This window comes from Myxococcales bacterium, from assembly GCA_016717005.1.
Lineage (GTDB): Bacteria > Myxococcota_A > Polyangia > Haliangiales > Haliangiaceae > UBA2376.
In genome coordinates this window covers 1-21,535 of record JADJUF010000008.1, presented here as the reverse complement: position 1 = coordinate 21,535, position 21,535 = coordinate 1, and the positions used below count along the sequence as shown (strand labels likewise).

Here is a 21,535-nt window from a genome sequence, read left to right as displayed (position 1 = left end):
GCTCATCGAGCCCCACCGCAAGCGGCGCGGTAGGCTGCCGCCATGCGAACGCTCGTCGTCCTCGGCGCGCTGGCGGCGCCGACCCTGGCGCTGGCGGCGCCGACCGCCGAGCTGGCCGCCGACGTCGACGGCGACGGCGCGGTCGACGCCGTGCGCATCGACGCACCCGGCCAGCTGGTGATCGAGCGCGGCGGCGGCGGCGGGCAGCTGGTGCCGTTCGGCGGCTCGGGGGCGCTGACCGAGGCGCGCCTGACCCTGGGCGCGCTCGGAGCGCGGCGCGTGCTGGTGGCGACCGCACGCATCGCCGGGCGCTGGGAGGCGGTCGCGCTGGTCGCGACCCGCCCGGGCGCGGCCCTGACCGAGCTGTGGCGCGGCCCGGTCGGGCCCGGCGGCGACGACGAGTACGAGCAGTGGGTCGTGGCCGACGCGCGCGGGCTGGTGCGCTTCCAGACCCGAGGGGATCAGCGCCGCTGCGACGGGGTGCCGCTCGAGCTGTTCCCCGAGCGCTGGGACGAGCGCGGGCGCCGGTTCGTCGCGGCACCGCCGGCGCGGATCGATCCGCCGGCGGGCGCGCCGACGGTGACGGCCCAGCCCACCGGCCCGGGCCTGGCGACCGCGTGGTACCGCGCGACCACCGCGTCGCGGGCGGCCGGCGCCGCCGACGCCAGCATGCTGACCGCGCCGCGCGCGCTCGGCGACGGCGACCTGGCGACGGCGTGGACCGCGGGCGAGCGCGACGACGGCGTCGGCGCCGTCTGGAACTTCCGGACCACGGTCAGCGGCGGCAAGGCCGCGGCGATCCGGATCGTGCCGTCGGGCGACGGCGCCGCGACCCGGGCGCGCCCGGCCCGGCTGCTGGTCATCGCCGCCGCCGGGGCCGCGGTGATCGAGGTGCCCGATCCGATCGCGCGCCGCGCGCCGCCGGGCCAGGCCTACACCGCGGTCCTGCCGACGGCGCTCGACGGGTGCGTGTCGATCGCGCTGCTCGACGTGCACCGCGGGCGTGGCGGCGCGGCGATCGCGGAGCTCGCGGTCCTGGCCGACGTCGAGCTGGCGCCCGAGGGCGCGGGGCCGGTGCTGGCGGCGCAGGTCGTGGCCGGCGGGCTGGCGGCGGAGTCGGCGGCGCGGCTGCTGATCGCGCACGGCGCGCCGGCGGTGGTGGCGATCCGGGCGGCGCTCGAGGGCGCGACCGGCGACGCCCGCCGGCGCCTGCTGGCGGCGCTGGCGCAGATCCGCGACCCGGGGGTGATCGGCCCGCTGGCGGCGGCGCTGGCCGCGGGCGATCTGCCGGGCGCGCGCGCGACCACCGCGGCGGCGACCCTGGCGGCGCTGGGCCCCGAGGGCCAGGGCGCGCTGCTCGAGCTGATCGGCGGCGCCGGCGACGAGGACGCGCAGCGCGCCGCGATCGCGGCGCTGGCGACGACCGATCGCGCGGCCCTGATCGCGCGCGCGGGCCGCGGCCCCCGGGCGGTGCGGGCCGAGCTGGCCCGGGCGCTGGCGATGGTGCCGGTCGCGACCCTGGTGGCGGCGGCTCAGACCGCCGCCGAGCCGGCGGCGGCGGCCGATCTCTGGCGGGCGCTGGGCAGCGCCGCCGCGACCGCCGATCCTGACGCGCGGGCCGTAGCGACGACCGCGCTGGCCGCCGCGCTGGCCGCCGCGGGGCCCAGCTACGAGCTCCGCTACCGGACGCTGGCGGCCCTGGCGCCCCTCGTCGACGGCGCCGCCGTGCGCACGCTGGCGGCGACGGTGCAGCGCCTGCCCGACTCGGCCGCCGGGCACGCCCTGGCGCGGGTGGCGGCGCGCGGCCTCGCCAACAACCGCGCGCCGGCGGCGCAGCTGGTGCTGGCCGAGCTCACCGACGCGACCGATCCGGGCACCCGCCTCGAGGCGGTCCGCGGCCTCGCGAACGGCGGCGCCGGCGCGCCCGCTCCGATCGCGGCCCCGGGCGTCACCGGCGACGTCGCCGACGCCGCCGACCGGGCCTTGATCAACGTCCTCGGCGCCGACCACTGGCCGGCGATCCGGCAGCAGGCCGCGGCCGGCCTGGGCCAGCGCTGCGGGCGGCCCGGCCCGAGCGCCGCGCTGATCGCCGCGGTCGACGGCGACGTCCACGTGCCGGTGCGGGTCGAGGCGGTGGCGGCGCTGGCGCAGTGCCCGACCGCGGCGCTCGACGCGCGCTTCCTCGGGTGGATCGACGACGGCGACGTGCCGCTGCCGGTGCGCGATCGCGCGATCGCGGCCTACGGCGAGCGGCCCGGCGTGACCGGCGCGCTCCTGGCCCGGTTCGTCCGCTGGCGCGGCCAGGCGTTCTCCGACGACACCGCGCTGCAGCTGGCGATCCGCGCCGCGACCTCGCTCGGGCAGCGCGGCGCCGCCGAGGCCGGCCCGGAGCTGCTCGCGGCCGCGCGCGACCAGGCCTTCCCCGAGCTGGCGGCGGCGGCGATCCGGGCGCTGGGCGCGCTGGGCCCCGCGTGCCCGCCGGCCGCGCCGGCGCTCCTGCGCGGGCTGCTCGGCGCCGACGATCAGATGCTCGCGCTGGCGGCGCGCGCGGCGATCACGACGTGCCGTGCCGCGCCAGCGCGTCCTTGAGGCGCTGATCGGTCGGGTCGACCTCGAGCCCGCGCTGGAACATGCCCTTGGCCTTGGGCGCCTCGCCCAGCTCGTCGTGGATCACGCCGAGCGCGTAGTACACGTCGGCCTTGGTCAGCCCGGCGTCGGCGTCGAGGTTCTGCAGCACCAGCGAGCGGTAGACCCGCCGCGCCTTCTCCCAGTCGCGCTGGGACATCGCGAGGCGGCCGAGCCCGGCCATCGTCGGCACGTCGGTCGGGTTGACCCGGAACGCCTCCTCGTAGGCGGCCACGGCCCCGGCGACGTCGCCGCGGGCCTCGAGGATCCCGCCCTGGCGCTGGCGGAACCGGGCGACGTCCTTCATGCGCCGGGCCGCCTTGGCGTCGTCGGCCAGGCGGTCGTAGATCGGCGCGGCCTGGTCGTGCTGGCCTGACGCGAAGTACAGATCGGCCAGGAGCGTCAGCACCCGCGCGTCGCCGGGCGCCGCGGCCGCCGCGCGCTCGAGCACCGCCAGGGCCGCGGCCGGCGTGCCGAGCTTCTGCTCCGCCGCCGCGTACTCGAGCGCCAGCGGCAGGACGTCGCCGCCGTCGGCCTCGACGATCGCGATCTGCCGGGCCAGCATGTCGGACACGACCGCCCAGTTGCCGTCGGCGCGGGCCAGCCGCTCGAGCGCCGCGATCGACGGCGCGTGCCGCGGGTCGTGGGTCAGCGCCTGGCGGTAGTGGGCCTGCGCGGTCGCGCGATCGTCCTGGGCCTTGTCGGCGACCTCGCCGAGCCGGAAGAACAGATCGGCGGCGTCGGTGCCCTTGGGCCCGAGCGCCAGCGCCCGCGACAGCACGTCGCCGCACCTGTCCCAGTCGGCGGCGCGCTCGTAGATGCGCCCGAGGCGGGTCAGCGCGGCGACCGACGTCGGCTCGCGCCGCAGGATCTTCTCGAGGATCTCGGCGCCGGCGTCGGGGTTGTCGAGCGGGCCCTCCCAGATGTCGGCGGCCCGGGCCAGCGCCCCGATCTCGGCCGCGGCGTCGCCGAGCGTGCCGTGCAGATCGGCGCGCCGATCGAGCAGCTCGACCAGATCGTGCCAGCGCTCGCCCTTGGCCAGCAGCCGCTCGAGCTCGCCGTACGCGGCCAGCTGCGCGTTGTCGACGTCGAGCGCCGCGTACCAGTGGGCGATCGCGTCGTCGAGGGCGCCGCGCTCGCGCTCGGCGATCCGCGCCATCCGCGCCAGCACCGCGATCTTGTCGCTCGAGGTGCGCGCCAGCTCGAGCCGGCGGGTCAGGACGTCCTGGACGGCGATCCAGTCGCGCCCGGCGGTGTGCAGCTCCTCGAGCGCGGTCAGCGCCGCCGCGTCGACGGGATCGAGGTCGAGCACGGCCTGCCAGGCGACCCCGGCCGCGGCCAGGTCGCCGAGCGCGCGCTCGAGCTCGGCGATCCGCACCCGCAGGCGCTTCTCCTCGACCGCGTCGGCGGCGATCCGCGCGGCCCGGCCGAGCGTCGTCACCAGCGCCCGGCGATCGCCCTGGCGCTCGTAGATCGCGGCCAGCCGGGCCAGCGGCTCGCGATCGTCGTCGGCGACGTCGATGACCGCCTCCCACGCGGCGATCGCCCCGCCGTCGTCGCCGGCGCGCTCGCGCAGGCCCGCGACCTCGGTCCACAGCGCCTGCTTGGCCGGCGGGTCGAACGCGAGCGTCGCGCGGCGGGCCAGCACCTCGGCCAGGCCGGCGGTGTCGCCGCGCGAGCGGTGGATCCGCTCGAGCCCCTCGAGCGCCGGGCCGTGCTCGTCGTCGAGCGCCAGCGCGCGCTCGAACGAGCCGCGGGCGGCGTCGGTGTCGCCGACCCGGTCGAGCTGGACCGCGCCGACGTACATCCACAGCGGCACGGCGCCGTCGTCGAGCGTGCCGGCCACGCCCGCGACCCGCGCCGCGGCCTCGACCCAGCGGCCCTGCAGCGCCGCCAGCCGATCGATCTCGGCCAGCGCCTCGGCCGAGGCCGGGTCCTCGGCCAGCCAGCCGCCGGCGGCGTCGAGCGCGCGCACGCCGTCGCCCAGCCGGGTCTCGGCCAGGCCGGCGATGCGCTGGTAGATCGCCGCGCGCTCGTGGTGGTCGTCCGTGACCGCCAGCTTGGCGGCGAGCAGATCGGTCAGCCGGCCCCAGTCGCGCTCGCCCTCGTAGAGCGGCTCGAGCGTGTCGATGATCTCGCCGCGCTGATCGTCGGCCGACGCCAGCAACCGCTCGAGCGAGGCCCGGGCCGCGCCGTGCCGGGGCGCGCGCTCGATCACGCTGCGGTACGCGTCGACCGCGCCGGCGACGTCCTGGAGCTGGCTCTCGCGCACGTCGCCCAGCCGGAACAGCAGGTCGGCGCCGGCGGCGTCGCCCTCGGCCACCTCGGCCTCGCGCGCCAGCACCTCGGCCAGCTCGCTCCAGCGCCCCAGCCGCCACAGCACCCGATCGAGCGCGGCCAGCGCCGGCGGCTCGTCGACGTTGGTCGCGGCCGCGCGCTGGTAGGTGGTCGCGGCGCGGGCCAGGTCGGCCAGCGCCTCCTCGTAGATCCGCCCGAGCCGCATCGCGTAGTCGTGCTCGAGCTCCGCGTCGAGCGCGGTGCCGGCCAGCTGGCCCTCGAGCAGCGCCGCCAGCTCGGCCCAGGCGCCCCGGACCTGCGCCAGGCGCTCGAGCGGCCCGAGCAGGCCGACGTCGGTGGGATCCTCGACCAGCGCGCGCGCCCAGGTCTGCGAGGCCGCGCGCAGATCGTTGCGCAGGGTCTCGTGCAGATCGGCCAGCGCCGCCCACTGGTTGCGCCGCTGCGCGCGCTCGCCCGGCAGCTCGAGCCGCCGCTCGGCCACGCGCACCAGACCCTCGGCGTCGCCGACGGCGCGCAGGTGGCGCTCGAGCAGCGCCGCCGCGGCCTCGGCGTGGTCGTCCTTGGCCAGGAGCGCCTCGAGCGCGGTCCGGGCGGCGGCGTGGGTCGGCAGGATCTGCAGCACCGCGCCGTACCGGCCCAGCGCCACCTCCGGCTCGCCCAGCTCGGTCTCGCCCAGGCGCGCCGCGCGGTAGGCCAGCTCGGCCCGGGCCGCGGTGTCGGTCGCCAGGAGCGCGCGCCGATCGAGCACGTCGAGCAGCTCCGGCCACATGCGGTTGGCGCCGTAGAGGCGATCGAGCTCGGCCAGCCCGGTGGCGTCGCCGGCGTCGGCCGCGAGCACGGCCTCGAGGTTGGCGATCGCCTGGTACGGGTCGCTCAGGTCGCGCTCGTGGACCGTGGCCAGATCGAGCCGCAGCTGGCGCGCGGCGGCCGCGTCGTCGGTCAGCGCCAGCCGCTGCTCGAGCACCACCGCCAGCTCGCGGGCGTCGCCGCTGGCGCGGTAGAGCCGCTCGAGCGCAGCCAGGGCCGGCACGTCCTCGGGGGCGCCCGCCAGGACCTCGCGGTAGGCGAGGATCGCCTGGGGCGCGCGCTCGAGCACGTGATCGTAGAGCGACGCCACCCGGTGCAAGAGCACCAGCCGCACCGCCTCGTCGTCGGCCAGCTCGGCGCGACGCGCGACCACGACGACCAGCTCGTCGGCGCGGGCCTCGACCGCGAGCAGGCGATCGAGCGCCGACAGCGCGTCGGGATCGTCGGCGCTGACCTCGAGCACCCGCCGCCACGCGGCGATCGCGGCGCCGTGATCGCCGCGCTGGGTCTCGTGGATCTCGGCCAGGCGCGCCAGCGCCTGCAGCTGCGTCGGCGGATCCATCGTCGCCGCGGCGCCGGCCGCCAGCGTCTGGCACAGCGCGTCCCACGCGCCCATGCGCGCGCCCAGCGTCGTCAGCTGATCGAACACGTCGGTGCGGGTCGGCTCGATCAGCCAGGCCCGCGCCAGCGCGGCCAGCGCCAGATCGAGATCGCCGCCGCGGCTCTCGTGGATCGCCGCGATCTCCATCAGCGTCGCGACCTGATCGCTGGGATCGCTGACGAACTCGAGCTTGGCGTCGAGGACGACCACCAGCTTCTGCCACCAGTTGCGGTGGCGGTAGATCGGCTCGATCAGCCCGAGCGTGCGCTCGCGCCCGGCCGCGCCCGCGGCCAGCCGCTCGAGCGCCGGCAGCGCCCGATCGGGCGTGTCGGTGGTGAGGATCTCCTCGTACTGATCGAGCGCGCCGTCGAGATCGTCGGTGTGCAGCTCGAGCACCTCGGCCAGCGCCAGCCGCCGATCGATCTCGTCGCCCTCGTTCGAGGCGCGCTCGATCCGGTCGCTCAGCAGATCGACCAGGTCGTGCCAGCGCGCGTCGGCGCGGTACAGGCGCTCGAGCGCGTCGGCCGCGCGCGCGTAGTCGAGCCGCGCCGCCAGGCCGTCGGCCAGCTCGATGACCGCGCGCCAGGCGTCGATCGCCGCGGCCGGATCGCCGAGGCGCTCCTCGACCACGGCGGCCTTGCGCGCGTACAGATCGCGCCGGAGCGCGTCGTCGCTGGCGACCGCGCCGATCACGTCGTCGTAGATCGCGACCAACGTCGCCCACTGCAGGTGGCGGCCGAGCAGCGACTCGACCCGGGCCAGGAGCGCCAGCCGATCGTCAGCGCCCGCGGGCGGCGTCGCCGCGAGCGCGCGCCGGTAGGCGGCCCCGCCCAGGCCGGCCTCGTCGAGGCGCCGATCGTAGATGGTCGCGGCCGCGACCGCCAGCTCGCGCAGGTGCGGCGCGTCGCTGGAGTCGTCGTCGAGCACGCGCTGGTAGGTGGCGGCCAGGCCGGCCCAGTCGCCGCCGACGGTCGCCAGGCGGTGCAGCTGATCGCGGACGTGGGGATCGGTCGGATCCTCCTGCAAGAGCCGCGCGTACCAGCGGGCGGCGCCGTCGAGATCCTCGAGCTGCTCCTCGTACAGGCGCGCGATCCGTCGGACCAGGTCGACCCGGGCGTCGGGCTCGGTCTGGCCGTCGAGCTGGATCTCGTAGAGCCGGGCCAGCCGGGTCCAGTCGTGGCGCGAGATGTAGACCGGCTCGAGCACCTCGGCGGCGTCGGCGCGCCCCTCGGGGTTGGTGAGCAGCCGCTCGAGCGCGGCGATCGCGCCGGCGTGACCGGGGTCGCCGCCGAGCGCCGCGGCGTAGCTCTCGATCGCGGTGGTCACGTCGCCGAGCTCGTGCTCGTGCAGCGCGCCGAGCTTGACCCGGAGCGTGATGGCCTCCTCGATCGTGTCGACGAAGCCGAGCCGGCGCTCGTGCAGATCGACCAGGTCGCGCCAGCGGCGCTCGCCGCGGTACATCCGGTCGAGCTCGGGCGCCGCGGTCGGGTGCCGGGGCTGGGCCTCGAGCACCTGCTCCCAGGCGGCGATCGCGTCGTCGGGGCGGGCCAGCGGCCCGGCGGCCAGGGTCGCCATCTCCGCCAGCGCGGCGGTGCGCTCGACCACGTCGGCGACCGCGAGGTCGGCCTTGCGGCTGAGGATGTCGTAGAGCGGCGCGGCGTCGCCGGTCGCGCCCTCGGCCAGGCGCTGCTTGTAGATCCGCTCGAGCGCGCCGAGCGCCCGGGCGTCGTCGGCCTGGGCGTCGAGGACCCGCTGGTAGTACGCGCGGGCCAGGTCGAGGTCGCCCTGGGCGGCCTGGGCCAGATCGGCGATGTCGAGGAACAGCCGCCGCTGGACGGCGCCGTCGAGGACGTCGTCGGCGATGCTGCGGTAGATCGCGACCAGGTCGCCCTCGCGCTCGAGGTCGCCGGCCAGGCGATCGACCAGGCCGATCGCCTCGGGCAGCTCCGGCTCGGCGACCGAGGCCCGCAGCGCCGCCACGGCGGCGTCGAACGCGGCCGCGCGGTCGGTCAGGCGGTGCTCCTGGATCGCCGCGACCCGGGTCCACAGCCGCGCCCGCTCGCGCGGCACCACCTCGCGCCGCGCGGCGGCGGCGAGCAGCGCGGTCAGCTCGCGATCCTTGCCGGTGGCCTCGTAGAGCGGCTCGAGGATCGCGGCCGCGCGCGGCGCGAGATCGGGATCGTCGAACGCGCGCCCGACCGCGGCCAGCGCGGCCGGGTGCTCGGGCTCCATCGTCAGGACCTCGGCCCAGCGATCGAGCGCGTAGTTGGGCCGGGCCAGGGTCGTGCCGAGCAGCGTCGCCAGCTCGGCCCGGCGGGTCACGCGATCGCCGTCGCCGCGGGCGTCGGCGACGATCAGCCGGCGCTCGAGCATGTCGAGCTGATCGGTCGGGCGCTGGGCCTCGCGGTACAGCCGGGCCAGCTCGTCGAGCGCGGCGGTGTCGTCGTAGACGTGGTCGAGCACCTCGAGGTGCGCGACGATCGCCTCGCTGGGCTCGGCCAGCATGACCTCGTGGACCTCGGCCAGGCGGCGGAGCTCGGCGATCTTGGTCGCCTGATCGTCGGCGCGCTCGACCTTGTGGCGCACCAGCCCCGCGAAGTCGCGCCAGCGGTCGCGGGCCTGGTACAGGCGCTCGAGGTTGGCCAGCGCCGCCTCGTGATCGGGCGCCTCGAGCAGGACCTCGCGCCAGGTCGCGATCGCGCGATCGGGCTCGGCGAGGCGCTGCTCGTCGAGCTCGGCCGCCCGGGCCAGGAACTCGAGCCGGCGCGGCCCGGCCAGCTCGGCCTGACGCGCGACCACGGCGCGCAGCTCGGGCCACTGCTCCTCCTCCTCGTGCAGGCGCGCCAGCGCGGTCAGCGCCGGCCCGAGCCGCTCGAGGTCGCCCGGGTCGAGCGAGATCAGCGCGCGGTACGCGGCGATCGCGCGCGGGTTGTCGCCGAGCGACTGATCGCAGATCTCGGCCACGTGCTGCCGCAGCGGCACCGCCACCGCGAGATCGCCGCCGGCCGCCGTCGCCGCCGCGTCGAACGCGACGGCGGCGTCGTGCCAGCGGTCGAAGGTCGCGGCCAGGCGAAGGATCGCGGCCTGGGCCTCGGGCGCCGACGGATCGGCGGTCAGGGCCTGGGTCCAGGTGTCGAACGCGGCCTTGCCGAGATCGAGCTCGCGCTCCTCGATGACCGCGACCCGCCCGAGCAGCTGCGCGGCGTCGGCGCCCGCGGCGCCCTCGCGCTGGATCCGCAGCACGTTGGCCAGGTCCTTCCACAGCTGATCGCGCAGGTACAGCGGCTCGAGCACGCGCGCCACGCGCTGGCGCAGGCTCGCCTCGGTGAGCTGCTCCTCGAGCAGCTCGCGGCCGTCGGCGTGCCCGGGCTGGGCCGCGACCACCTCCTCGAGCAGATCGATCGCGCCCGCGCGATCGCCGAGGTGGCGCGCGTGCAGCTCGGCCCGCCGGTAGCGCAGGCCCTGGTGCTCGGACGCCGGCGCCCACGCCAGCTCCGCGGCCAGCACGCCGTCGAGCTCGGCCCAGCTCTCGCCCTCGGCGTAGAGCCGCTCGAGCGCCTTGTACGACGGCAGGTGGCCGGCCTCGATCTCGAGGATCCGGCGGTGGTCGAGGACCGCGCGACCGGGGTCGCCCAGGACGTCCTCGTCGAGCGTCGTCAGCTCGATCAGCGCGGCCAGCCGGGCCGCGGGATCCGCGGCGACCGAGACCCGGCGCTCGAGCAGCGCCCGCAGGTCGTCCCAGCGCGAACCGGTGCGGTACAGCGCCGCCAGCGCGCCGAACGCCTCGGCGTCGTCGGGCTCGAGCTCGAGCACCGTCATCCACGCCTTCTCGGCGCCGCCGCGGGTCTGCGGATCGTCGGCGATGCGGTGGGCGAGCTCGGTCGCCATCATCCACAGCTCGACCGCGGGCGCGCCGGCCTGGCGCTGGGCCGCGAGCGCGTCGCCGAGGTGGGTCGCGAGCTCGCGCGGGCGCCCGAGCTGATCGGCCAGGGCGATCAGCGCCGCCCGGGCCTCGACGTCGCCGGGCGCGCTCGCGACGACCCGGGCCGCCGGCGCCCAGGCGCGCGCGGGCGCGCCGAGCGCGTGGTAGAGCGGCACCAGCTGGCGATCGAGCTCGCGGGCGACGTCGGCGGGCGCCGCCGGATCGCTCGCCAGGCACTCGAGGCACGCCACCAGCGGCGCCGGCTCGCCGGCCCGCACGAGGTGCGGCCGCAGCTCCGCCGCGAGCGCGCGGCGCTGGGCGTCGTCGATCGATCCGGCGCGGGCGCCGCCCGGCAGGTAGCGGACGCACGCGGCCACCAGGTTCGCCGGCGGCGCGCCGCCGTCGACCGCGGCCAGCGCCGCGCGATAGTGCGCGAGCGCGTCCGCGGGGCGCTCGAGGCTGCCGTCGACGAGCGTGCCGAGCTGGTGCTGCAGGGCCGCCCGGGCCGGGCCGGCGGCGCCGTCGATCTGGGCGGCGAGCACGCCGGCCAGGGCCTCCCAGTCGCCGCGGGCCTCGTGCAGGCGCGCCAGCGCCGCGAGCGCCGCGACGTCGCCCGGCCCCTCGCGCAGGATCTGCTGGTGGGTGAGCGCGGCCGCGTCGAGGTCGGCCAGGCGCTCCTCCTCGACCTGCGCGATCTGGCCGAGCAGCCGTCGGCGATCGTCGCCGCGGGCGCGCTCGGCCTGGCGCCGGAACGACGCCAGGAGCTCGGGCCAGTCGGACATCTGCTCGCTGAGCCGCTCGATCGCGGTCTCGGCGGCGGCGTCGTCGGGCGCCAGCGCGCGGATGTGCTGGTGCGCGTCGCGCGCGGCGGCGGCGTCGTCGAGCTGGTCGGCGTGGACCTCGGCCAGCGTGCGCAGGAGCCGCAGGCGCACGTCGGTCGCCAGGTCCAGATCGTGGCTCTTGCGATCGAGCGCGCCGGCGACCTCGCGCCAGTGCTCGGGCACCTGCGCCAGGCGCAGCAGCTCGCGGACGAGCTCGGGGTCCTCGGGCGCCAGGTCGAACGCGCGCGCGGTCCACGACAGCGCCAGCGCCCGCGAGCCCAGCCGCTGCTCGCACAGCGAGCGGATCTCGACGATCTGCGCCAGGCGCGCGGCGCGGTCGGGCGCGTGCGCGAGCAGCACCTCGTAGACCGGCAACAGCTTGGCCGGCTTGTCGGACTTCAGGTACGCCGGCACCAGCGCCCGCGCGGCGACCGCGTCGGTCGGCTCGATCGACAGCACGCGCTCCCACACCCGGGCCGCGCGCTCGGGCTCCTGCCGGGCCGTGGCGATCGCGGCCGCGCGCCGCACCAGCGCCAGGCGGGCGTCGCGGTCGTCGGCGCGATCGCCCAGGCCGATCAGCGCGTCGACCAGCTCGTCCCACTGGCCGAGCCCGCCGTACAGGCGCTCGAGCCCGTCCCAGTCGCCGGCCGCGGCGTAGAGCTCGCGCAGGGTCCGCAGCGCCTTGGCGTGGGTGGGATCGATCGCGAGGATCGCCGCGAACGCCTCGGCGGCCAGCGCCGGCGCGCTCATGCGATCGGCCAGGAGCGCGCCCTGCTTCTCGAGCAGCGCCACCGCCTCGGTCGGGGTCGCGGTCCGCAGCCGCAGCCGCCCCAGCACCTCGGCCAGCGCCGGGTAGCGCTTCTCGCGCTCGTACAGCGCGGCCAGCGCCGCGTAGGTGTCGTCGAGGCCGTCGCCGTGGGTCCCGGCGCCGCCGGCGCTCACGCCGGCCTCGGTCAGCACCTGGTTGTGGATCTCGATCGCGAGCCGGGTGTCCCCCACCCGCTCGGCCGCGAGCCGCGCCATCTCGCTGCGCTTGGCCCGGCGCTCGACGCCGGTCAGGACCTCGGCCTCGACGCCGAGCAGCGTGATCAGCTGGCGCCACTGCCGGCGGCGCGTGTAGATGTCCTTGAGCCGCGCGACCGCGTCGGCGTCGCTGGCGTCGAGCTCGAGCAGGCGCTCGAGCGGCCGGATCGCCTGGGCGTAGTTGCCGAACCGATCGATCCACAGGTCGGCGGTCTCGCGCAGGATCGCCGCGCGCTCGTCGACCGGCAGGCTGGCCAGCTCGGCCTTCTTGCCGAGCACGCCGATCAGATCCTGCCAGCGGCCCATGGCGCGGTACTTGGCCGCGAGCTCGTCGATCGCGCGCGGGTCCTCGGGGTCGAGCCGGAGGATCGCGTTGTAGGTGTTGAGCACCATCGGATCGAGCCGGAGCTTGTCGGCGTAGATCGCGACCACCTCGTAGAGGCGCTCGACCTTGGCGCGCACGTCGGCCTCGGGCAGCCGCTCGACCTCGTCCTTGATCAGGTCGAGCAGCGGGTTCCACTTCTCGGCCTTGCGGTACAGCCGGCGCAGCGCCTCGCGCGCCTCGGTCGAGGTCGGATCGGCCCGCAGCAGCTGCTTCCAGGCGTCGATCGCCTTGTCGGGCGTGCCGAGCTGGGTCTCGGACAGCTCGGCGATCTCGACCGCCAGCGCCCGGGCCCGCGCGTCGCCGACGCCGTCGGCGCCGACCGGGGGCAGCGCCTTCTCGGCCTGGCGCAGGATCGCGACGAGCTTGGCGCCCTCGCCCCGGGCGCCGTGATAGGTGCGGTAGAAGTCGAGCGCGACCGGGTGGGCGGCGTCGAGCTTGCGGATGCGCCGGAAGTAGTCCTCGGCGCCCTCCTGATCGCCGAGGCGCTTCCACAGGATCATCCCGACCTGCAGCAGCATGCCGAGGTCGCCGTCGCCGCCGCGGACCTTGAGCGCGCTGGCGTAGAGCATGACCAGCGACTGCCAGTTCTCGGCCTCGGCGAACGCGTCGCCCAGGACCCGCAGCGCGGTCGGCTGCGCGGCGTCGATCGCGACGACCTTCTTGTAGTGCTCGAGCGCGCGCTCGGGCTGATCGAGCGGCCCGCGCGTCACCTCGGCCAGCGCCAGCAGCGCGGCGACCCGCTCGTCAGAGCTGGCGGCGTGATCGACCCGGACCGCCAGCGCGGCGCCGAGCTCGGCCCAGCGCTCGCCCCGGGCCAGCAGCCGCTCGAGGTGGGCCCCGGCCTTGCGGTTGCGGGGGTCGGCCTCGAGCGAGCGCCGCAGGTACGCCTCGACCTCGGGCGCGTCGACGGCGTAGCGGGCGTAGGTCTCGGCCGCCGACAGGTACAGCGCCGTCGTCAGCTGGCGATCGGTCGAGGCCTTGGCCTCGTCGATGTACTTGGCGGCGAACTTCTTCCAGTTGTCCCGGGCCAGGCGCAGCGACTCGAGCGCCTCGGCCGCGATCGCGTCGTCCGGGCGGGCCGCGAGGGCGGCCTGGTAGCAGGCCGACGCGCCGGCCTCGTCGAGCAGATCCTCGTCGAGGATCTCGGCCTTGGCGATCAGCAGGTCCGCGCGCCGGCCGTCGGCGACGCCGCCCAGCTCGGCGTCGACGAGGCGGAGCGCCACGTCGGGCCGGCCGCGATCGCGGAAGCGCTTGCGGGTGTGGGCCAGCCCGGCCACCGCGGCGGCGTCGAGGCCGGCGGCGGCGGCGGCGGTGACGATCGACAACCCCGCGAGCACGTGGGGATCGTCGGGATCGCTGTCGAGGCGCGTGAGGACGGACTGGAGGTCGGCCATGGCGTTGGGGCGCGCACGGGCTGGCCACGCGCCCACGCGCGGCGACTCGAACGCGTCGCCGATGCTACCGCCATGACCGACGGCCAGACAACGCGCGCGCTGGCTCAACTCGCCGCCGACCGCGGTCCGGATGGCCGCCGTCGCTTTTCGTGCGCCGGCGCTCGACAACGCCGGCGAGTCGGCCCCCGACCGGCTTGTCGTGGCCGCGGCGGTCGGGTATGGCTCCGCAGTGACCGCGCCCGAGCCGCCACCCGCCCCGCCGGGCCCGTGGTCCTACCTGGTGCGCTACCGCGGCGCGGTCGCGGGCGGGGTGGTGATGCTGCTGCTCACCAACACCATGTTCCTCGGCATCCCGGTCACGACCGGCAAGGTCGTGGTCGCGCTCGGCGAGGGCGACCCGCACCACCGGGTGCCGTGGCTGTGCCTGGCCATGGTCGGGTTCGCGCTGGCCACGGCGATCACCCGGATCCTGTCGCGGGTCTGGATCTTCAACGCCGCCCGCGCCGCCGAGTACGACCTGCGCGGCGACCTGTTCCACCACCTGCTCGGGCTCGACGGCCTCTACCACGCGTCGCACCCGACCGGCGACACGATGTCCCGGCTCACCAACGACGTCCAGACCGTCCGCGCGATGTGGGGCGCCGGCATCCTCAACATCGTCAACACCGCGTTCGCGTTCGCGACCGTGCTGACGATGATGATCCGGATCGATCCGACGTTGACCCTGCTCGCGTGCCTGCCCTACCCGATGATCGTCGTCGCCGGGCGGCTGTTCGGCAAGCGCATCTACAAGGCCTCGATCGGCGTCCAGGCCCAGCTCGGCGCGCTGTCCAACGAGATCCAGGAGGACCTGACCGCGATCGCCGCGATCAAGACCTACGGGCTCGAGCACGAGCGCCGGGCCCGGTTCACGGCGTCCTCGCACCAGCTGCTCGATCGCAACATGGTCATGACCCGGATCCGCGGCGGCATGGGCCCGGTCTTCGCCGGCCTCGGCTCGGTCGCGATGGTGCTCGTGCTCTACATCGGCGGCCGCCGCCACATCGACGGCGCGCTCGGGCTCGACGAGCTGGTCGAGATGACCCAGTACCTGGCCCGGCTGGTGTGGCCGACCCTGGCGCTGGGCTGGATGCTGTCGCTCCTGCAGCGCGGCCAGGCGTCGTGGAGCCGGCTGGCCGGGCTGATGGCGACCCGCTCGACGATCGTCGACGGCACCGGCCCGGGCCTCGCGGCCGACACCGAGCCCGCGGCCAAGCGGGGCGGGCTCGAGCTGCGCGGGCTGACGGTCACCCGCGGCGACCGGGTCGTGCTCGACCGGGTGTCGTTCGTGATCCCGGCCGGCACCACCACGGCCATCGTCGGGCGCACCGGCAGCGGCAAGAGCACGCTGGTCGAGGCGGTGTGCCGGCTGCTCGAGGTGCCGGCGGGGACGGTGCTCCTCGACGGCCACGACGTCACGACCATCCCGCTCGCGCAGCTGCGCGCGGCGATCGGCTACGCCCCCCAGGACGCGTTCCTGTTCTCGACCACGATCGCCGACAACATCGCGTTCGGGTACGGCGCCGGCTCGACGCTGGCGCGGGCGCGGGCGGACGAGCTGGCCACCGTCGGCGCCGGCCGACCGACGACCTCGGTGATCGAGGGCGGCGAGGTGCCCGCGCGGGTGCGCGAGGCCGCGATCACCGCCGGCCTGGCCCGGGACCTCGACGGCATGCCCGAGGGCTACGCCACCGTGGTCGGCGAGCGCGGCATCACGCTGTCGGGCGGCCAGCGCCAGCGGGTCGCCCTGGCCCGCGCCATCGCCGCCGATCCCCGGCTGCTGATCCTCGACGACTCGCTGTCGTCGGTCGACGCCGAGACCGAGAAGGTCATCCTGGCGCGCCTGCGCGCGGTCCTGGCCGATCGGACCGCGATCCTGATCTCGCACCGGGTCGCGGCGGTGCGGGCCGCCGACCAGATCGTCGTGCTCGACGACGGCCGGGTGGCCGAGGTCGGCACCCACGCCGAGCTCCTGGCCGCCAGCGGCGTCTACGCCGAGCTCTACCGGACCCAGCTCGCGGTCGAACCGGGGGCGGCGTGAGCGCGCGCGAGGAGCAGGTCCTCGGCAAGGCCTACGACGTCAAGCTGATGCGCAAGCTGTGGCGGTTCGTCCGGCCGCACGCGCGCCTGCTGCTGGTGTGGCTGCCGTTCACGCTCAGCGCGATCGCGTTCGAGCTGGCCCAGCCGTACCTGGTCAAGGTCGCGATCGCCGAGCACATCGCGGTCGGCAAGTTCGAGGGCCTGGCCGCGATCGCCGCGCTCTACCTGAGCCTGGTCGTGGCCCAGACGCTGGTGTCGTTCGGCGAGCAGTGGGCGATCCAGCTCCTGGGCCAGCGCTCGATGCACGACCTGCGGCTGGCGATCTACGACCACGTCGTGTCGCGCCGGGCCGGGTTCTTCGATCGCATGCCGGTCGGGCGGCTCTTGACCCGCATGACCAACGACATCGAGAGCGTCAACGAGATGTTCGCGTCGGGGGTGATCACGCTCGCGACCGACGCCGTGCGCATGCTCGCGATCGCGATCATCATGCTGACGCTCGACGTCGAGCTGGCGCTCCTGACGTTCCTGACGCTGCCGCTGCTGATGCTGCTGGTCAAGTACGCGCGCGCGGCCATGCGGCGCTCGTTCCGCGAGATCCGGGTCCGGCTGGCGGCGATGAACGCGTTCGCGCAGGAGCACCTGAGCGGCATCAAGGTCGTGCAGATCTTCCGCCGCGAGGGCGCCGCGGCCCGCGAGTACGACGTCATCAACGCCGGCCACCGCGACGCCTACCTGGTGTCGATCCGGGCCGACGCCGCGATGTACGCGCTGGTCGAGGCCATCGGCGTCATCGCGGTGGCGCTGGTGGCCTGGTGGGCCGTGCGCGATCTCGGCGTCGCCGCCGACACGGCCGTGACCTTGGGCCTCGTGGTCGCGTTCCTCGAGTACATCAACAAGTTCTTCATCCCGATCCGCGACCTGTCGGCCAAGTACGCGGTCATGCAGGGCGCGATGGCGTCGATCGAGCGGATCACCGAGCTGCTCGACACCGCCGAGCCCGACGCCCCGGCCCCGGCCACCCCGATCGCCTCGACCCCGGCCGCCGACGCGCCGCTGGTGACGTTCGACCACGTCGAGTTCAGCTACGGCGCCGAGCCGATCCTGCGCGACGTGTCGATCTCGGTCGGGCGCGGCCAGACCGTCGCGATCGTCGGCGCCACCGGCTCGGGCAAGTCGACCCTGATCAAGCTCCTGACCCGGCTGTACGAGCCGACCGGCGGCGCGATCGCGGTCGGCGGCGTCGACGTGCGCGCCCTGCCGGTGGCCGAGCTGCGCCGGCGGGTCACGGTCATCTCCCAGGACGTGGCGCTGTTCACCGGCACCGTGCGCTCGAACCTGGCGCTGGGCGCGGTCGCCAGCGGCCGCGAGGTCACCGACGCCGAGCTGGCCGAGGTCGCGGCCCAGGTCGGGCTCGACCGGGTGCTGGCCCGGCGGCCCGAGGGCCTCGACGCCCCGGTCGGCGAGCGCGGCGGCGCGTTCTCGGCCGGCGAGAAGCAGCTGCTGGCGTTCGCCCGGGCGCTGGTGCGCGACCCCGAGATCCTGATCCTCGACGAGGCCACCGCCCACGTCGACCCCGAGACCGAGGCCCTGATCGAGCGCGGCGTCGGCGTGCTCATGCACGGCCGCACGACCCTCGTCATCGCCCACCGGCTCTCGACGATCCGCTCGGCCGATCACATCATCGTGCTCGACCGCGGCCGGGTGATCGAGCGCGGCACCCACGACGAGCTCGTGGCCCAGGGCGGCGCCTACGCCCGGCTCGAGGCCACCTTCCGGCGGGCCGGGGCCTGACCCCGCGCCGCCGGCCCCGGGGCGGCGCCTGCTACACTCGCGCGGGATGGAGAGTCGCTGGCTCGAGCTGGTGTTCGCGACGATGACCGACGCGGTCATGGTGGCGGATCATCACACCGGCGAGGTCGCCTGCAACCCGGCCGCGCGCGCGCTCCTGGGGCTGGGGGCCGACGAGCTCGTCACCACCCACGCGCTCGAGGTGCGGCTCGGGTTCTATCCGTTCGAGCTGATCGCCGGCGGCGACGGGCCGGTGCGCGAGGAGGTCCGCATCGGCGACGCGGTCCTGCACTCGGTCGTCACGCCGCTGACCGACGCCGGCGCGGTCGTCGGCGCGGTCGTGGTGCTGCGCGATCTCGCCGGCGGCCGCGATCTGGCCCGGCGCCACGGCGAGCTGGTGCGGGTCATGACCCACGAGCTGCGCACGCCGCTGACCGCGATCGCCGGCGCGCTCGACATCGTGCTGTCGGGCTACGCCGATCCGGTCACCGACAAGCAGCGCCGCTACGTCGACATGGCCCGGCAGGCCGCGACCCGGATGAGCCTGGCGATCGACCAGATCGCCGACACCGCGCGCACCGCCGGCCCGCTCGACGAGATCCGGGCGCCGCTGGCGATCGGCCGGCTCACCCGCGACGTGGTCGGGCGCTACGTCGACCGGGCCCTGGCCCGGGGCGTGGCCATCGAGATCATCGCGACCGCGACCGAGGTGACGATCCTCGGCGATCCCGAGCAGCTGGCCCGGGTGCTCGGCAACCTGCTGTCGAACGCGATCAAGTTCGCCGCGCCCGGCGGCCGGATCGACGTCGAGGTGTTCGGGCCGCCGACCGTCGCCGACGCGGTCGGCGTGTCGGTCTGGAACGACGGCGAGCCCATCCCCGAGGCCGAGCGCGAGCGGGTCTTCACCGCGCCCGACGCGCACGGTCGCCGGGTGGTCGGCACCGGCCTCGGGCTCGGCACCTCGCGGGCGATCATCGAGGCCCACGGCGGCCGCATCTGGGTCGAGTCGAGCGCGGCCGGCACCAAGTTCGTGTTCACGCTGCCGGCCGCGAGCTCGGCCACGCTCGACGCCCTGCCCCCGCTCGAGCCGCCGCCGCGCGCGGTCGCCGCCGACGCCGCGCGCGTGCTGGTGGTCGACGACGATCCCCACTCGGCCTACCTGCAGAAGGGCCTGCTGATGGCCGCCGGCCACCAGGTCGTGGTCGCGGCCGACGCCGACGCCGCGATGGCCGCCGTCCGGGCCGAGCCGATCGCGCTGGTGGTCGTGGCGGCGACCGTCGACGACGCCACCGCGCTGATCGCGATCCTCGGCCACGCGCCCGAGACCCGGCGGACCGCGGTGCTCGGGGTCGGCGACGGCGGCGGCGCGGCCGATCTGCTCGGGGCCGGGGCCGACGAGTACCTCGCGCGGCCGATCCAGCCGGCCAACTTCCACGAGGTGTGCGCGCGGCTCCTGGCCGACGCCGGGCGCCAGGAGGCGCCGCGGGTGCTGGTGGTCGACGACGACACCTCGGTGCGCGCGATCTGCCACGAGATCCTCGGCCAGGCCGGCTACACCGTGCGCGAGCTCGGCAGCGCCGAGCTGGCCCCGGTCGAGGCCCGGCGGTTCCGGCCCGATCTGATCCTGCTCGACGTGATGATGCCGGTCATCGACGGCTTCCGCACCGCCGAGCGGCTCCGCGGCGACCCGGTGACCGCGCTGACGCCGATCATCTTCCTGTCGGCCAAGGGCGAGACCGCCGACAAGGTCCGGGCGTTCCGGTCGGGCGCCGAGGACTACGTGGTCAAGCCGTTCGACGCGGTCGAGCTGGTGGCCCGGGTCGGCAAGGCCCTCGCCCGATCGGCCCGCGAGCGCAACGCGTCGCCGTCGACGCTCCTGCCCGGCGGCGACGCCGTCGCCGAGGAGGTCGAGCGCCGCCTGGCCCAGGGCGACCACGGGTGCGTCTGCTGCTACATCGACCTCGACAACTTCAAGGCGTTCAACGACTACTTCGGGGTCGCGCGCGCCGACGCGGTCATCCGGCAGACCGGCGACCTGATCCGCGAGGCCGTGCGCGTCCACGGCGGGCCCGGCGACTTCATCGGCCACATCGCCGGCGACGACTTCGTCATGGTCGTCGACGGCGCCCGGGTCGATCACCTGTGCCACGAGTTCCTGACGCGGTTCGATCGGCTGATCCCGCTGTACTACGATCGCGCCGAGCGCCGGCGCGGCTCGATCGAGGCCCAGGATCGCTACGGCGTGATGCGGCACTTCCCGCTGATGACCGTGTCGATCGCCCGGCGTCGAGCTGGCCCGGATGTCGTCGTTCGGCGACGTCGCCGCCGCCGCCGCGGTCGGCAAGAGCATCGCCAAGGCCGTGCCGGGCTCGGTCTACGTCCGCAACGGCCTGGTCGTGCCGCCGCCGTAGCGCGCCCGCTCGGGCGCCCGCGGCATCAGCCAGCATCCGCCACCTGGCCACATTGTGGGAGGCTCGCGATGGATCGACGCCGACGACCGCCGCACGGTCAGTCCGGCCCGCCGCGCAACCATGGGTCGGACTGGTCACCGGCGACGATCGCGCGGCCTGGATCGGTGCTCGGGAAGGCTGAACGCACACAGCGAAACGGGGCGGTGAAGCTGACCGACTTGACATCTCGGTAGTGGGTGCTCCCCGCGCCGCCCATGAGCACGGGGTGGTTCTCCGTCGCCACCCATTGTTCGGTCAGGTTGAGGCTGCGGAGGCCTTCTGGACTCGGGCGCCGCTCGTTGGATCGGTAGGGCACGCCCGCCGCGGTCGCGTCGAGCCACATGAGCACGCGGTGCCGGCTCTTGCCGATCGGCGGCTCGTAGCTGAGCTTGCACGCCCGCTCGAACCACTCGCCACACAGCGTCTGGGCGCGAAAGTTCCCAGAGGGCACGAACACCGTCGAGAGCAGCGGCGCGCCGCCATCTCGGCCACAGGCGCTGATACTCAGCGCGCCGACGGTCGCGGCCAGATTCAGGAGCGCGCGCATCAGGACTGATCCGTCGTCAAGCGTTTGACGTCCGTCGGGACGACGGTCGTGAGCAGGTCGTTCACGAGCGCGATGGCGCCTTCCTGCTGCCCGGCCGATGAGGCCTGCGTGTGGCCGGCTCGCCGAGCGAGCCAGGTCCGATCCTGTGGAACCGCCCCCGACGTGTCCGACGAGAACACGTTGCCGGCCTCGTCGCGCACGACCACGACGCCAACGTCCTGCACGCCAGGGTTGCGGGGAATGATGCGCATCACCACCCGGAGGTCGGCAAAGCGGGCGGCGGTCTGCTGGAAGAAGAACTCGTGCCCGGTCTCGCGCTGCGCGGGCGCGCGCTCGGGCTGCTCGTCACGGCCGAGGCGCCGTCAACGCGCGACATCTCGTCGAGCATCGCCAGGCCGAGGTGATCCGGTCGGCGGCGACCCGGACTCCGGTGCCTACTCAAAGTCGACCCAGACGGCCTCGGCGCCGGCGTCGGCAGGCCACGCAGCGGCGAGGTCGACCATCGTGCCTGTCGACGACACCTTGATCCGGTACGTCGCCTTCGGGGTGGTCGCCAGCCTGACGTAGCCGTACGGGTTGCGGTAGCCGATCGCGCCGAGGACCAGCCCGGCGAAGGCGTCCAGATCGATCTGGCTGCAGTCACACGCCGTCAGGGCATCGATCAGTGACGCCTCGAGCGTCGGATCGTGCTCAGGCATGTCGGCGACCGCAGCGCCGGCGTCGACGCCACCCGGACAGGATGGCGCTGCGCGCGAGAGTGCCCGCCGCGCGAACCCCGGCTGCATGCCGTCG

The 21,535-nt window shown here is 75.7% G+C and carries 7 protein-coding genes; 4 read left to right on the top strand and 3 right to left on the bottom strand.

What is annotated here, in order from left to right:
* The first annotated feature begins 42 nt into the window (after nt 1–42).
* The gene (locus IPL61_09870; GenBank protein MBK9031625.1) at nt 43–2,589 is read left to right on the top strand and encodes a hypothetical protein; all 2,547 of its coding nucleotides are present in this window, start codon (nt 43–45) and stop codon (nt 2,587–2,589) included.
* Here the strand turns inward: IPL61_09870 and IPL61_09865 are convergent.
* A complete protein-coding gene (locus tag IPL61_09865; GenBank protein ID MBK9031624.1) occupies nt 2,555–13,876 on the bottom strand; it encodes a tetratricopeptide repeat protein in 11,322 nt (3,773 codons plus the stop codon). The two genes, IPL61_09870 and IPL61_09865, sit on opposite strands and share 35 nt — an antisense overlap.
* 130 nt (nt 13,877–14,006) lie before the next feature.
* Between IPL61_09865 and IPL61_09860 the strand changes: the two genes are divergently transcribed.
* Genes IPL61_09860 through IPL61_09850 form a run of 3 tightly spaced genes read left to right on the top strand, consistent with a single transcriptional unit; the run spans nt 14,007 to nt 20,390 of the window.
* Nucleotides 14,007–15,956, top strand: coding sequence for an ABC transporter ATP-binding protein (locus IPL61_09860; GenBank protein ID MBK9031623.1), 1,950 nt, complete (start codon nt 14,007–14,009; stop codon nt 15,954–15,956).
* A complete protein-coding gene (locus IPL61_09855; protein MBK9031622.1) occupies nt 15,953–17,749 on the top strand; it encodes an ABC transporter ATP-binding protein in 1,797 nt (598 codons plus the stop codon). The genes IPL61_09860 and IPL61_09855 overlap by 4 nt, the downstream gene beginning before the upstream one ends.
* 46 nt (nt 17,750–17,795) lie before the next feature.
* On the top strand, nt 17,796–20,390 hold the full coding sequence (locus IPL61_09850; GenBank protein ID MBK9031621.1) for a response regulator: 2,595 nt from the start codon (nt 17,796–17,798) through the stop codon (nt 20,388–20,390).
* Between the two features lie 352 nt (nt 20,391–20,742).
* Here IPL61_09850 and IPL61_09845 read toward each other — a convergent pair whose 3' ends face one another.
* The gene (locus IPL61_09845) at nt 20,743–21,000 is read right to left on the bottom strand and encodes a hypothetical protein (protein MBK9031620.1); all 258 of its coding nucleotides are present in this window, start codon (nt 20,998–21,000) and stop codon (nt 20,743–20,745) included.
* A gap of 177 nt (nt 21,001–21,177) precedes the next feature.
* A partial coding sequence (locus IPL61_09840) for a hypothetical protein (protein MBK9031619.1) occupies nt 21,178–21,535 on the bottom strand: 358 nt, incomplete at its 5' end.

What these genes read in the sequence shown, in the direction of transcription:
- IPL61_09860 (MBK9031623.1), top strand. Translation starts at nt 14,007, where the DNA reads ATGGCCGCCGTCGCTTTTCGTGCGCCGGCGCTCGACAACGCCGGCGAG.
- IPL61_09870 (MBK9031625.1), top strand. Translation starts at nt 43, where the DNA reads ATGCGAACGCTCGTCGTCCTCGGCGCGCTGGCGGCGCCGACCCTGGCG.
- IPL61_09850 (MBK9031621.1), top strand. Translation starts at nt 17,796, where the DNA reads ATGGAGAGTCGCTGGCTCGAGCTGGTGTTCGCGACGATGACCGACGCG.
- IPL61_09865 (MBK9031624.1), bottom strand. Translation starts at nt 13,876, where the DNA reads ATGGCCGACCTCCAGTCCGTCCTCACGCGCCTCGACAGCGATCCCGAC.